Source organism: Nocardioides sp. Root240 (genome assembly GCF_001428825.1).
In the GTDB taxonomy this organism is placed as follows: domain Bacteria; phylum Actinomycetota; class Actinomycetes; order Propionibacteriales; family Nocardioidaceae; genus Nocardioides.
In genome coordinates this window covers 1-13,026 of record NZ_LMIT01000002.1, presented here as the reverse complement: position 1 = coordinate 13,026, position 13,026 = coordinate 1, and the positions used below count along the sequence as shown (strand labels likewise).

Annotated in this window: 12 protein-coding genes; 7 read left to right on the top strand and 5 right to left on the bottom strand. The window is 71.4% G+C overall.

Annotation, left to right across the window (positions count from 1 at the left end; all coding sequences use genetic code 11):
- Positions 1-16 precede the first annotated feature (16 nt).
- Positions 17-445, bottom strand: a complete 429-nt coding sequence (locus ASE20_RS03145; RefSeq protein WP_412778604.1) for a DUF3052 domain-containing protein — start codon at positions 443-445, stop codon at positions 17-19.
- A 172-nt stretch (positions 446-617) separates the two neighbouring features.
- Here ASE20_RS03145 and aceE point away from each other — a divergent pair, with 172 nt between their 5' ends.
- Positions 618-3,425, top strand: coding sequence for a pyruvate dehydrogenase (acetyl-transferring), homodimeric type (gene aceE, locus ASE20_RS03140; protein ID WP_082612115.1), 2,808 nt, complete (start codon positions 618-620; stop codon positions 3,423-3,425).
- Positions 3,426-3,454: 29 nt separating this feature from the next.
- On the opposite strand, the gene ASE20_RS03135 is transcribed toward aceE, so the two are convergent.
- Positions 3,455-4,426 (bottom strand): alpha/beta fold hydrolase, encoded by a 972-nt coding sequence (locus ASE20_RS03135; protein WP_056893107.1) that lies wholly within the window; start codon positions 4,424-4,426, stop codon positions 3,455-3,457.
- Between the two features lie 148 nt (positions 4,427-4,574).
- Here ASE20_RS03135 and ASE20_RS03130 point away from each other — a divergent pair, with 148 nt between their 5' ends.
- The 5 genes from ASE20_RS03130 (at position 4,575) to ASE20_RS03110 (ending at position 9,343) form a co-directional block, all read left to right on the top strand.
- Positions 4,575-5,759: a PucR family transcriptional regulator gene (locus ASE20_RS03130; protein WP_056893106.1), complete on the top strand. Its 1,185-nt coding sequence runs from the start codon at positions 4,575-4,577 to the stop codon at positions 5,757-5,759.
- A gap of 91 nt (positions 5,760-5,850) precedes the next feature.
- Positions 5,851-6,789, top strand: coding sequence for an ACP S-malonyltransferase (locus tag ASE20_RS03125; RefSeq protein ID WP_056893105.1), 939 nt, complete (start codon positions 5,851-5,853; stop codon positions 6,787-6,789).
- On the top strand, positions 6,786-7,781 hold the full coding sequence (locus tag ASE20_RS03120) for a beta-ketoacyl-ACP synthase III (RefSeq protein ID WP_056893104.1): 996 nt from the start codon (positions 6,786-6,788) through the stop codon (positions 7,779-7,781). The genes ASE20_RS03125 and ASE20_RS03120 overlap by 4 nt, the downstream gene beginning before the upstream one ends.
- Positions 7,782-7,825: 44 nt before the next feature.
- The gene (locus tag ASE20_RS03115; protein WP_056893809.1) at positions 7,826-8,071 is read left to right on the top strand and encodes an acyl carrier protein; all 246 of its coding nucleotides are present in this window, start codon (positions 7,826-7,828) and stop codon (positions 8,069-8,071) included.
- 21 nt (positions 8,072-8,092) lie between these two features.
- Positions 8,093-9,343 carry a beta-ketoacyl-[acyl-carrier-protein] synthase family protein gene (locus ASE20_RS03110; RefSeq protein ID WP_056893103.1) on the top strand — a complete coding sequence of 417 codons (1,251 nt, stop codon included), beginning with the start codon at positions 8,093-8,095 and terminating at the stop codon, positions 9,341-9,343.
- A 111-nt stretch (positions 9,344-9,454) separates the two neighbouring features.
- On the opposite strand, the gene ASE20_RS03105 is transcribed toward ASE20_RS03110, so the two are convergent.
- Both ASE20_RS03105 and ASE20_RS03100 read right to left on the bottom strand, forming a co-directional pair.
- Positions 9,455-9,952 (bottom strand): DUF3145 domain-containing protein, encoded by a 498-nt coding sequence (locus ASE20_RS03105; protein WP_056893808.1) that lies wholly within the window; start codon positions 9,950-9,952, stop codon positions 9,455-9,457.
- Between the two features lie 194 nt (positions 9,953-10,146).
- Positions 10,147-11,085, bottom strand: a complete 939-nt coding sequence (locus ASE20_RS03100; RefSeq protein WP_056893102.1) for an alpha/beta fold hydrolase — start codon at positions 11,083-11,085, stop codon at positions 10,147-10,149.
- Between the two features lie 56 nt (positions 11,086-11,141).
- On the opposite strand from ASE20_RS03100, the gene ASE20_RS03095 reads away from it, so the two are divergent.
- Positions 11,142-11,786, top strand: a complete 645-nt coding sequence (locus tag ASE20_RS03095) for a hypothetical protein (RefSeq protein WP_056893101.1) — start codon at positions 11,142-11,144, stop codon at positions 11,784-11,786.
- 6 nt (positions 11,787-11,792) lie between these two features.
- Here the strand turns inward: ASE20_RS03095 and ASE20_RS25410 are convergent, their stop codons facing one another.
- Entirely contained in the window at positions 11,793-12,866 is a 1,074-nt protein-coding gene (locus ASE20_RS25410) for a hypothetical protein (protein WP_056893100.1), read from the bottom strand.
- Positions 12,867-13,026: the final 160 nt, after the last annotated feature.

Genomic DNA, 13,026 nt, shown 5'->3' with positions numbered 1-13,026 from the left:
CCGAGACGAGTGAGGATCAGCCGACCGACTTCGGCGCGACCAACCGGGTCGCCGCCCAGTCCTTGCTGACCGTCGCCGCCGACGTCTGCGCCAGGCCGGCGATCGGGGCGGCCTCCGCGATGTCGGCCGCGTCGACCGCGCCGGGGCGACCGATCTTCGGCGTCAGCAGCCAGATCACGCCGCCACCGACCAGGTCGGTCAGCGAGTCGACGAGTCCGTCGACGAGGTCACCGTCGTCGTCGCGCCACCACAGCAGCACGGCGTCGACCACGTTGCCGTAGTCGCCGTCGACCATGTCACCGTCGATGGTGTCCTCGATGGCGACCCGGAGGTCGTCGTCGGTGTCGTTGTCCCAGCCGAGTTCCTGGACCACCAACCCGGGTTTGAGACCCATCCGCTCGGCGGGTCCGGTCGGGGTCGTGCCGCCAGGGGCGGTCGAAGTCACGGTGCATCCTCCAGGGTGCTCGGGGTACGACGAAGCTCCCGTCGGGCGGGAGTCGGACCCTAGTCCAGCGGAGCAGGGGTGTCGGGCGCAACCCTCGGGCACCAGTCGACCCCTGCGAAGGCCTACTTGCGGGTAGATTCCCCGGTTGGTTCCCGGGTGGAAGTATGGCCACGTGACCTCCGACACCCCCGATGCCACAGCCCCCGGCCCCACCCCGGCCGTCCGTCCCGCCTCGGTCATCCACGAGGGCCTTCCGACGCAGCTCCCGGACATCGATCCGGAGGAGACCCAGGACTGGATCGACTCCTTCACGGCGCTGGTCGACGAGCGCGGCCGTGAGCGCGCGCGCTACGTCATGCTGCGCCTGCTGGAGAGTGCGCGGCAGAAGCAGGTCGGCGTGCCGGCCCTGCGCAGCACCGACTACATCAACACCATCCCGCCGGAGCGCGAGCCGTGGTTCCCCGGCGACGAGGACGTCGAGCGCCGCATCCGTGCCTTCATCCGGTGGAACGCCGCGGTCACCGTCTCCTCCGCGAACCGCAAGGGGCTCGAGGTCGGCGGTCACATCGCGACCTACCAGTCGTCCGCGAGCCTCTACGAGGTCGGCTTCAACCACTTCTTCCGTGGCAAGGACCACCCGGGCGGCGGCGACCAGCTGTTCATCCAGGGCCACGCCTCGCCGGGCATCTACGCCCGCGCCTTCCTCGAGGGTCGCCTCACCGAGGAGCAGCTCTTCCGGTTCCGCCAGGAGGTCCAGCACGGCCGCGGGGCCGGGCTGCCGTCGTACCCGCACCCGCGGTTGATGCCGGACTTCTGGGAGTTCCCGACGGTCTCGATGGGCCTGACCGGCATCAACTCGATCTACCAGGCGCGGTTCAACCGCTACCTGCAGAACCGCGGCGTCAAGGACACCAGCCAGCAGCACGTCTGGGCCTTCCTCGGCGACGGCGAGATGGCCGAGCCCGAGTCGCTCGGCGCGATCCGGATCGCCGCGCGGGAGGAGCTCGACAACCTCACCTGGGTCATCAACTGCAACCTGCAGCAGCTCGACGGCCCGGTCACCGGCAACGGCAAGATCATCCAGGAGCTCGAGGCCAACTTCCGGGGTGCCGGCTGGAACGTCATCAAGGTCGTGTGGGGCCGCGAGTGGGACGCCCTGCTGGCCAAGGACGTCGACGGCGTCCTGGTCAACCAGATGAACTCCACGCCCGACGGTGCCTTCCAGACCTTCTCGGTCGAGTCCGGCGCCTACAACCGTGAGCACTTCTTCGGTCCGGACCCGCGCCTGCGCGCGATGGTCGAGCACATGACCGACCGGCAGATCGAGAAGCTGCCGCGCGGCGGCCACGACTACCGCAAGGTGTACGCCGCCTTCGACGCCGCCACGAAGCACGTCGGCCAACCGACCGTGATCCTCGCCCACACCGTCAAGGGCTGGACGATCGACGCCCTCGAGGGCAAGAACGCCACCCACCAGATGAAGAAGCTCACCAAGGACGACCTCAAGAAGTTCCGCGACCGGCTCTACCTGCCGATCAGCGACCGGGACCTCGAGACCGCCTACGAGGCCACCGGCACCGCGCCCTTCTTCCACCCCGGCGCGGACTCCCCCGAGATCGAGTACATGATGGAGCGGCGCCGCCAGCTCGGCGGTTCGCTCCCCCAGCGCGTCGACCGCTCGACGATGCTGACGCTGCCCGGCGACGCGACGTACGCCGAGCTCAAGAAGGGCGGCGGCAGCCACAAGGTCGCCACCACCATGGCCGCCGTCCGGCTGCTGCGGGACTGGATGAAGGACCCGGGCATCGGAGCGCGGATCGTGCCCATCGCGCCCGACGAGTACCGCACGTTCGGCATGGACTCGATGTTCCCGTCCGCGAAGGTCTACGACCCGGCGGGCCAGACCTACGAGTCCGTCGACCGCAACATGCTGCTGCAGTACAAGATGTCGCCGCAGGGCCAGATGCTCCACGAGGGCATCTCCGAGGCCGGCGCGATGGCGTCGGCGATCGCTGCCGGTTCGTCGTACACGACCCACGGCGAGCCGATGATCCCGTTCTACATCTTCTACTCGATGTTCGGCTTCCAGCGCACCGGCGACTCGATCTGGGCGATGGCCGACCAGCTCGCCCGCGGCTTCCTCGTCGGCGCCACCGCCGGCCGCACGACGCTGACCGGTGAGGGCCTGCAGCACGCCGACGGGCACTCCCCGCTGATCGCGGCCACCAACCCCGCCGTCGTGCACTACGACCCGGCCTTCGGCTACGAGGTCGGCCACATCATGCGCTCGGGCCTGGAGCGGATGTACGGCGCCAGCGAGACGCACCCGCGCGGCGAGGACGTGATCTTCTACATCACCGTCTACAACGAGCCGGTCGACCAGCCCGCCGAGCCGGAAGGCCTCGACGTGGCCGGCCTGCTCAAGGGCATGCACCGGGTCACGGCCCCCGGCAGCCACGCGGAGGGGCCGCGGGTCCGCCTGCTGGCCTCCGGCGTCGCGTTCCCGTGGATCACCGAGGCCGCGCGGATCCTCGCCGAGGACTGGGGCGTCCAGGCCGAGACCTGGTCGGTCACGTCGTGGAACGAGCTGGCCCGCGACGGCATCGCGGCCGGCAAGTGGAACCTCCTCCACCCCGACGAGGCCCACCACACGCCGTACGTCACCGAGGCGCTCGGCGACAGCCCGGCGCCGGTCGTCGCGGTCTCCGACTACATGACCGCGGTCCCGCTGCAGATCGCGCCGTGGGTGCCCGCCGACTACCACGTCCTCGGCGCCGACGGCTTCGGCTTCGCCGACACCCGTCCCGCCGCTCGCCGCTACTTCCAGGTCGACGCCCCGTCGGTCGTCGTGCAGGCGCTCGCCGCGCTCGCCGATGCCGGCGAGATCGACCCCGGCCGGGTCAAGGACGCGCTCGAGAAGTACCGCATCGACGACCCGACCGCGGTGGCGGGCGTGCTGCAGGAGGGCGGCGACGCCTGAGGGCACGCCCCGGAGTGCTCAGGAGGTGCTCAGGCGGTCGTGGCCGCGGCCACCGGCGACACGGGACCGGTGGCCCCGGCCTTGAGCATCCGCCGGAACCGTGCCCGGTTGTACGTCGCCGGCTCGGTCGTGCTCACAAAGTCGTCGAGGATCCGCACGAACTCCTCGGGGTGGTTCTTGTGCGGGAAGTGGCCGGCGTCCGGCATCACCTCCACGCGCACCTCCGGCGCGAGCGCGGCGGCGTTGCTGGCGTGGCGCACCGGGATGACCTTGTCGTCCCGGCCCCACACGACCGCCATGGGCATCGCGTCGCTGAGGTAGGCGCGGTCCGACATGGTGACGATCTGGCCGCGCCAGTCGATGACCGCCCGGACCAGGTGGCGGATGGCGAAGCGGGTGCGGCGGTCCTTCCACGACTCGATGATGGCGGCGACCTCGCCGAGGTCGCGGGTGTACTTGCGCAGCGGGCCCACGTCGCCGTACTCGGAGGCGGTGCGGAGCGCGAAGGTCTCGAGGTGGCGCACGCCCGGCAGGGTGAGCACGCCCATGACCCGGAACCAGCCGGGCACCTGGATCAGCTTGATCAGCGGCGTCACCTCGGCACCGAGGCCGCCGGTCGCGACGAGCATCACCCGCTGGGTGCGCTCGGGGAACTGGTAGGCGAACTGCATCGCCACGCCGCCGCCGAAGCTGTGGCCCACGACGGTCACCTTGTCGATGCCGAGCACGGTCAGCAGGTCGCGCATCGCGTTGGCGTAGCCACCGAGCGTGTAGTCGGCCCGCGGCTTGTCGGAGACGCCGTGGCCGAGCAGGTCGGGTGCGATCACGGTGTACTTCTTCGCCAGCTCGTCGATCACGGGCGACCACGTGGTGTGGTCGCAGGCGAGACCGTGCAGGAGCAGCAGGGCCGGGCCGCTGCCCTTGACCACGAAGGCGCGCTTCTTGCCGTGGAGCGTGACGTACTGCACGTCATCGCCCGCCGGGTCGGTCTTCTCGGCCATCGCGTCCCCCTCGCCGACGAGCTAGCAGGTGCTTGCTCCTGCTAGCAGGTGATGGACGATTCAATCACGGCGCGCCCGCCCGCGACACCCGACCGCCCGAATCGGTGCCCTCTGAAGCGGGTGGCGCGTCTCGCCCTAGGCTGGTCCCATGTCCCCCACCGGCTCGGCCGCCCGGAAGAGCGCGACCCGGCAGCTCCGTGCGGCGACCGGCTCGCTGAGCACCGCCGCGGTGGGCCGCATGGAGGCAGACCTGTCGTGGTTCCGCGAGCTCGGCGCCGAGGAACGCTCCTGGGTCGGGATGATCGTCCAGGCCGGCGTGAAGGCCTTCGTCGACTGGTTCGCCGAGGGCGGCGGGGTCGAGCCGGACGACGACGCGCTGGTCGTCGAGGTCTTCGGCGCCGCACCCCGCGCGATGGCCGGAGTGGTCGACCTCCACCAGACCGTCGAGCTGATCAAGCTGACGATCGACGAGGTGGAGCGCAACATCCAGCTGCTCCTGGACGCCGACGTCATGGACGAGGTGCACGCAGCGGTGCTGCGCTACGGCCGCGAGGTCGCCTTCGCGACGGCCGAGGTCTACGCCCGCGCCGCGGAGGTCCGCGGCCGGTGGGACGCCCGGCTCGAGGCGCTCGTCGTCGACGCGGTGCTGCGGGCCGAGACCGACGAATCGGTCCTCTCCCGGGCGAGCGCTGTCGGCTGGGCCGCCCGTGGCGAGGTCGCCGTCGTCGTCGGCAACGCGGCCTCCGAGTCGGCCGGCACCCACAGCGGTGTCTTCGACGAGGTACGACGGGTCGCCCAGCAGCGTGGCCTGGACGCCCTCTGCGCGGTCCAGGGGCACCTGCTGGTCGTGATCCTCGGCGGCGTCACCGAGCCCGAGAAGGACGCCGGGCCGCTGGTCAACCTGTTCGGAGAGGGCGCGGTCGTGGTCGGCCCGGTTGCCGGCGACCTCTCCCAAGCCCACATCTCCGCCAGCGTCGCCCTGGGCGCGCTCCGCGCCGCGGTGGGCTGGCCCGACGCACCTCGCCCGGTGTCGGCCCACGACCTGCTCCCCGAGCGGATCCTGGCCGGCGACGACGACGCCCGCCGCGAGGCCGTCGACCAGCTCTACCGCCCGCTCGCGGAGTCCCGTGGCGAGCTCGTCGAGACCCTCGTCGCCTACTTCGCCAACGGCGCCGGCATCGAGGCCACCGCGCGTGCCCTGTTCGTGCACGCCAACACGGTCCGCTACCGTCTCGGCCAGATCGGCGACCTGACCGGTCTGACCCCGTCGGTCCCCCGTGACGCGCTGGTCCTGCAGCTCGCGCTCGTGCTGGGTCGCCAAGCCGGCATCTGACGCCGGCTTGTAGGACTCCCACAAAGCCACCGGGTCAGATTCGTCGGCGGCTGATGCGCGCTCACCGGGTGCCTCCCGGCAGTCTGGACGTGTGCTCGTGATCGTGGCCCCCGGACAAGGGGCACAGACCCCCGGTTTCCTCTCGCCCTGGCTGGAGGACGCCGATGCGGCCGCCCGCCTCGAGTGGCTCTCGGCCGTTGCCGGCCTGGACCTGGTCCACTACGGCACCGAGGCCGACGAGGCCACCATCCGCGACACCAGGATCGCCCAGCCGCTCCTCGTGGGCGCGGCGCTGGTCGCGGCGCAGCAGCTCGGCCCGCAGCAGGCCGGCGCGGTCTCCGGCCACAGCGTCGGCGAGCTCGCCGCTGCCGTCCTGGCCGGTGTGCTGAGCCCCGAGCAGGCGATGGTGCTGGTCCGCGAGCGTGGCCGGGCGATGGCCGACGCCGCGGCGGTCACCCCGACCGGCATGACGGCTTCTCTCGGAGGCGACCGCGACGAGGTCCTCGCCGCGATCGAGGCCCAGGGCCTCACCCCGGCCAACGACAACGGCCCCGGCCAGATCGTCGCCGCCGGCACGCTCGAGCAGCTCGAGGCCTTCGCCGCGAACCCGCCCAAGGGTGCCCGGCTCCGCCCGCTCTCCGTGGCCGGCGCGTTCCACTCCTCGCACATGGCGCCGGCCGTCGAGCACGTCACCGGCCTCGCCCGCTCGGTGGCCACCGCTGACGCGCAGACGCCCTTCCTCACCAACTCCGACGGCACCGCGCTGACCGACGGAGGCGAGGTGCTGACCCGCATCGTCGGCCAGATCGCCCGCCCGGTCCGCTGGGACCTCTGCCTCGACACGATGGTCGACCTCGGCGTGACCGGCTTCCTCGAGCTGCCGCCGTCCGGGACCCTCACCGGCATCGCCAAGCGCTTCTTCCGCGACCGTGGCGTGAGCGTCGAGACCTTCGCGCTCAACAGCCCGGAGCAGCTCGACGAGGCCCGCGAGTTCTGCGCCCGTCACGCGCAGCAGGTCGTGCCGGCATGAGCGGCATCCGCACCGAGCAGGGCGCGGCCCACGCGCGCATCCTCGGCATCGGCTCCTACCGGCCCGCACGCATCGTCCCCAACTCCGAGATCGTGGACGCGATCGACTCCAGCGACGAGTGGATCCAGCAGCGCTCGGGCATCAGGACCCGCCGGTTCGCCGACGACACCGAGACCGTTGTCTCGATGGCCGTCGCCGCCTCCCGTACGGCGCTCGAGCGCGCCGGCGTCGACGCGCAGCAGATCGACGCGGTCGTCGTCGCGACGGTGAGCCACCTGCTGCAGACGCCGTCCGCCGCCACCGCCATCGCGCACGCGCTCGGCACGGCCCAGCCGGCCGCCTTCGACATCTCCGCCGCCTGCGCGGGCTTCTGCCACGGCGTCGCGCTGGCCAACGACATGGTCCGCGGCGGCAGTGCCCGCCACGTGCTGGTCATCGGCGTCGAGAAGCTCTCCGACATCACCGACCCGACCGACCGGGGCACCGCGTTCATCTTCGCCGACGGCGCCGGCGCGGTGGTCGTGGGACCCTCGGACGAGCCCGGCATCGGCCCGGTCGTGTGGGGCTCCGACGGCGAGCACTACGACCACATCCGCACCCCCGACGTCCGCGAGATCATCGCCGACGGCGAGGGCATGCCCTACCTGTCGATGAAGGGCAGCGAGGTGTTCCGCTGGGCGTCGTACGCGATGGCCAAGGTCGCCCAGCAGGCCCTGGACCGCGCCGGCGTGACGGTCGACCAGCTCGACTGCTTCGTCCCGCACCAGGCCAACAACCGGATCACCGACGCGATGGCGCGCACGCTGCGCCTTCCCGACACGGTGAAGATCGCGCGCGACATCATCGACGCCGGCAACACCTCCGCGGCCTCGGTCCCGATGGCCCTCGACCGCATGATCGCCGAGGGCGACGCGAAGTCCGGTGACCTCGCGCTGCTGATCGCCTTCGGCGCCGGCCTGGCGTACGCCGCCCAGGTCGTCACCGTCCCCTGAGTTTCCGACCAACTGAGTTCCACCCACCACCCATGGAGAAGAAGATGAGCACCGAAGAGATCCGCGCCGCCCTCGCCGACATCGTCAACGAGGTCGCCGGCATCCCCGCCGAGAACGTCCAGCTCGACAAGTCCTTCAGCGAGGACCTCGACGTCGACTCCCTGTCGATGGTCGAGGTCGTCGTCGAGGCCGAGGAGAAGTTCGGCGTCACCATCCCCGACGACGAGGTCAAGAACCTCAAGACCGTCGGCGACGCCGTCGCCTACATCGAGCGCAACAGCGCCGCCTGATCCGGACGGAGACCTTCAGCCATGTCACGCACCCGTGTCGTCGTCACCGGCCTGGGCACCACCAGCCCGCTCGGCGGCGACGTCGCCAGCACCTGGGAGGGCCTGCTCGCCGGTCGGTCCGGGGTTCGTCACCTCGGCGACGTGGCTGAAGGCCTCCCCGTGAAGATCGGCGGCGTCGCCGCCGTCGACCCCACCGAGGTCCTCGACCGCGTCGTCGCCCGCCGCCTCGACCGGTCCTCACAGCTCGCGCTCGTCGCGGCCCTCGAGGCCTGGGCCGACTCCGGCCTCGACGCCGTGAAGGATGCCGGCAACCTCGAGAGCGAGCGTTTCGGCGTCGCCTTCGCGTCCGGCATCGGCGGCGTCCAGACGCTGCTGTCCAACCACGAGATCCTGCTCGAGAAGGGTCCGCGCCGGGTCTCCCCCATCGCCGTCCCCATGCTGATGGCCAACGCGCCCGCCGCCACCATCAGCCTCAAGCTCGGCGCCCGCGGCCCGGTCAACACGCCGGTCTCGGCCTGTGCCTCCGGCAACGAGGCGATCTCGCTGGCCGCCGACCAGATCCGGCTCGGCCGGGTCGACGTCGCCATCGCCGGCGGCACCGAGGCCGCGATCCACCCGCTGCCCATCGCCGCGTTCGCGAACATGATGGCGCTCTCCAAGAACGACGGGGACCCCACCACGGTCTCCCGCCCGTTCGACACCGCCCGCGACGGCTTCGTCCTCGGTGAGGGCGCCGGCGCGCTGGTGCTGGAGTCCTACGAGCACGCCAAGGCCCGTGGCGCCCGGATCTACGCCGAGGTCCTCGGCACCGGCATCACCGCCGACGCGCACGACATCGCGCAGCCCGACCCCGAGGGTCGCGGCGGCACGCGCGCGCTCAAGCTCGCGGTCCAGGACGCCGGCATCTCCGCCGCGGACGTCGCGCACGTCAACGCCCACGCGACGTCGACCCCGCAGGGTGACGTCGCCGAGTCGCTGATGCTGCACGCTGTGCTCGGCGCCCAGGCCGGCAACCTGGTCGTCTCGGCCACCAAGTCGATGACCGGTCACCTCCTCGGTGGCGCCGGTGCCCTCGAGGGGGTCGCCACGGTCCTCGCGGTCCACCACCGGGTCGCCCCGCCGACGATCAACCTCGACAACCAGGACCCTCGCGTCGAGCTCGACGTCGCCACCAAGGTGCGCGACCTGCCCCTGGGCGACATCGCAGCGATCAACAACTCCTTCGGGTTCGGCGGCGCGAACGTCGCCGTCATCTTCGGGTCGGCCAGCTGACCCGAGGCGACCTGACCTCCCTCAGGACGCAGCGTCCTGATCCTCCCTCAGGACGCACAAGAGGCCCCGGCGCATCGCGCCGGGGCCTCTTGCCTTGGTTCCAGGGGCAGGTCACACGACCTGGTGCAGCCAGCGCACGGGGGCGCCCTCGCCGGCGTGCCGGAAGGTCTCCAGCTCGTCGTCCCAGGGCTTGCCGAGCAGCTTGTCGATCTCGATCTCCAGGGTGACCTCGCCGAGTGCGGAACGCACCACGGCGGCCTTGAGCCGGTCCTCGGGAATCACGATGTCCCCGTGGATGCCGGTCACGGCGTGGAAGACACCGAGGTCGGGGGTGTACGAGAAGCGCGCACCCTCGGTCCCGGACGTCGGCTCCTCGGTCACCTCGAACCGGAGGTGGTTCCAGCCGCGCAGCGCGGAGGCCATCTCGGCCGCCGCACCCACCTTGCCGGACCACGAGAACTCGCAACGGTAGCTGCCCGACTGCGCGGGCTGCGGCGTCCAGTGAGGGTTCACGGGAACGCCGAGGACGCCGCCCACCGCCCACTCGATGTGAGGGCACAGCGCGGACGGCGCAGAGTGGACGTAGAACACGCCCCTGGTTGCACTCATGCTTCCGGTCACCACGAACTCCTCGACTTCTCCCTACCTCCGGCGCGAGATACGCCTTCCCCAGCGGTCTCCCCGGAAGTGGGTCGTCATCGGACAAGTGGCCAACGGTCGCGTGAGCGACAGATGTGTGGTTGTGGTGACCATTGTGGCCCATGGGACACGCCGACACCAGCGTCCGGCGCGTGTGTCCTCGACTACGTCGAGAGGCCCTCCTCGGCGCCCAGCGCGACCAGGGTCTCCATCACCTGCTGCGCGATGCCGAGGCCACCGAGGTGGCTCTCGCCGTCGATCGTCGTCATCGTGGCGTTCGGGAGCCGGTCCACGCAGTGCTGGCCGTGCCGGAAGGGCACGATGTGGTCGTCGTCCCCGTGCCACCACCGCACCGGCACCCGGACGTCCTCGAGGCCGAACCCCCACTCACGGGTGAACAGGATCAGGTCCGACAGCGGCGCCGACGTCTGGAAGCGGCTGCCGTTGAGCAGGTCATCGAGGAACATCGCCTTGAACTCCGGGCGGCCGAGCAGGTTCTTGTCCCCCGGCGGCTGGACGGCGGCGTACAGGTCGAGCGCCGGGCCCGCGAGCGGCTTCACGGTACGGATCGCGCCGGTCAGCGCCACCCCGAGCGGCACCCGCGTCGCCGCGAGCAGCGGGGCCGCGTGCACCGCCAGCTGGATGATCCCTCCCTCGGCGGCATCCGGCCCGCGGGTCGGTGCCACGCCTCCGAGCACGCCGACGCCCTGCACCCGGTCCGGCATCGCCGCACCGGCGGCGAGCGCGTAGGGACCGCCGCCCGACAGGCCGATCACCCGCAGCTCGTCGATCGCGAGGGCGTCGAGCAGCAACGCCAGGTCCTCGGTCCAGTCGAGCACGTTCGGGTACAGGTGCGGCGTCGACGACCCGATGCCTGGGCGGTCGATGCCGATGATCCGCAGGCCCGCGTCCTCGGCGTACTGCCGGGCGTCGACGGGGATCTGACGTCGTGCGCCCGGCGTGCCGTGCATCCACACCAGCGCCGGTCCCCGCCGCGAGCCGTACTCCGCGAAGCTCAGCCGACGGCCGTCACGGACCGCGACGCTCCCCTCGAGCGTGGGCCGCTTCGGCTGCTCGGGGATCCTCACTGCGGGGAAAGTCATGCGCAGGAGTGTGACAGGTGCGCGGCAGCGGCGTACCGGTGTCCTAAGGTTCGACCATGACCGAGGGGGGAGCCGCGTCCAACGCCGGCCAGGGGCCGGGCCGACGCAGGGCGGAGAAGCCGTCACGCCGTGCCGGGGGCAACCTGGGAGGCGTCCCGCGCCTGCCGTTGCCGCGCATCTCGCTCCAGACCCGCTCAGGCCGCCTGACGGTCGGAGGCCTCGCCGCGCTGCTGCTCCTCGCCTGGTTCGTCTGGTACGCCATGACGCCCGAGAAGCTGCCCACCACCGAGAAGACGGTCAGCGCCAGCGGGGTGGTCGACACTCCCCTGTACGTCGGCATGTTCGCCCCGCCGGACGGCTTCGACCGCACCCTGCGGATCTCCGGCGTCAAGGTCCACGCGACGACCAGCGCCGACATCGAGGTGACACCGCTGCTGTGCCGTCGCGGCACCGTCGGCGTGACCAGCAAGCCCGACGAGTTCTGCTCCGACCTGGTGAACCCCGAGGGCGAGCGGATGACCACCGGCGACTCGATCGTCCTCAAGCTGGAGTCGGCGGAGCCCGCCATCGCGGTCGTCGACCAGATCAAGGTCGCCTACCGCGAGGACGTCCGCTGGGACACCCAGCCGGCCGGCGCGCAGCAGGCCATCGTCACGTTCGCGGGCCGCCCCGAGATCGAGGACGGCACCGCGACGCAGTGACGTCGCTCAGGCGTCCTTCGAGCGGTCGATGACCTTCTCGAGCGCCTCGGCGCGCTCGGCGGCGTCGGTGAGCTCCTCGGCGTCGATGGCGTTGGTCTTGTGGAACCACGCCAGCGCGTCGTTGAGCCGCCCCGCCGCCTCGAGCGTGTCGGCGTAGGCGTAGCGCAGGCGCACGACCCACGCCTCCCGGCTCTTGCTGTTGATGTGCGCGACCTCGAGGGTGCGCAGCGCGGCGTCCATCTGGCCCAGGTCACGTCGGGCGCCCGCCTCGACGATGGTCATCTCGGCCTTCGCAGCGAACGAGAAGTTCGCGACCGACGGGCTCTTCGCCAGCTCGAGCGCGCGGGTCGGGTTGCCCAGCGCACGGTGGCAGTCCGCCATGATCGGCAGGTACGCCGTGGCGCCGTTCATCCGCTTCGCGGCACGCAGCTCCGCCAACGCCTCGGCATAGTGCCCCGCGGCGTAGGCCGCCTCGCCCGCCGCCTCGCGCACCACGGCGATCCGCGATGCGCGTGCCTTTGCCGCGAGCGTGTGCTGGTAGGCCGTCTCCGGATCCTCGTCGACGAGCTGACCGGCTGCCGCCAGGTGACGGGCGACGCGCAGCGACAGCTTCTCCGGAAGGCTGCGCAGCTGCGCGCGGATCGAGTTGTCGAGCTCGGTACCCGTGATCTCGTCCGGCAGCGGCGGGCCGTCGTAGACCGACTGCTCGACCGTGCGCTCACGACGTTCGGGCGCCGGACCGCCGGTACGCCGGGAACCGGCGCCCTCGGGCTTGCCCCGGCCCCGACCGCCACGCTCGCTCGCCGGCCTCCGGTCGCCGTCCTTGCGGTCGTACGACTTGCGCTCGCCGTCCTTGGACCGGTCGAAGGGCTTGCGCTCGCCATCCTTCGATCGGTCGAAGGGCTTGCGGTCGCCGTCCTTGCGCTCGAAGGGCTTGCGATCACGACCAGAGCCAGTGCTGGCGCTGCGCGGCTTGCCGCCGTCGCCGCGCGACGTGCTGCCCTTGCGGGGGCCGCCCTGGCCCTGTCGGGGTGCGCCCGACCGCCCGCCGTCGTCTCGGCGTCCTCGCTGCTCTGCCACGTGCCTGCACCTGTTTCGTCTGGTCGCTATTGAAGTAGAAGTGTGTCGGGAAAACACAGTAGAGGCCACCCTTGAGGGTGGCCTCTACTGGAATGATTGTCCGGCGGCGTCCTACTCTCCCACATCCTCTCGGTTGCAGTACCATCGGCGCTGGCAGGCT

Bases quoted from the DNA above. Each gene is read 5' to 3' on its own strand.
- ASE20_RS03135 (WP_056893107.1), bottom strand. From the start codon at position 4,426: ATGGCCGAGAAGACCGACCCGGCGGGCGATGACGTGCAGTACGTCACG.
- ASE20_RS03130 (WP_056893106.1), top strand. From the start codon at position 4,575: ATGTCCCCCACCGGCTCGGCCGCCCGGAAGAGCGCGACCCGGCAGCTC.
- ASE20_RS03120 (WP_056893104.1), top strand. From the start codon at position 6,786: ATGAGCGGCATCCGCACCGAGCAGGGCGCGGCCCACGCGCGCATCCTC.
- ASE20_RS03115 (WP_056893809.1), top strand. From the start codon at position 7,826: ATGAGCACCGAAGAGATCCGCGCCGCCCTCGCCGACATCGTCAACGAG.
- ASE20_RS03110 (WP_056893103.1), top strand. From the start codon at position 8,093: ATGTCACGCACCCGTGTCGTCGTCACCGGCCTGGGCACCACCAGCCCG.
- ASE20_RS03105 (WP_056893808.1), bottom strand. From the start codon at position 9,952: ATGAGTGCAACCAGGGGCGTGTTCTACGTCCACTCTGCGCCGTCCGCG.
- ASE20_RS03100 (WP_056893102.1), bottom strand. From the start codon at position 11,085: ATGACTTTCCCCGCAGTGAGGATCCCCGAGCAGCCGAAGCGGCCCACG.
- ASE20_RS03095 (WP_056893101.1), top strand. From the start codon at position 11,142: ATGACCGAGGGGGGAGCCGCGTCCAACGCCGGCCAGGGGCCGGGCCGA.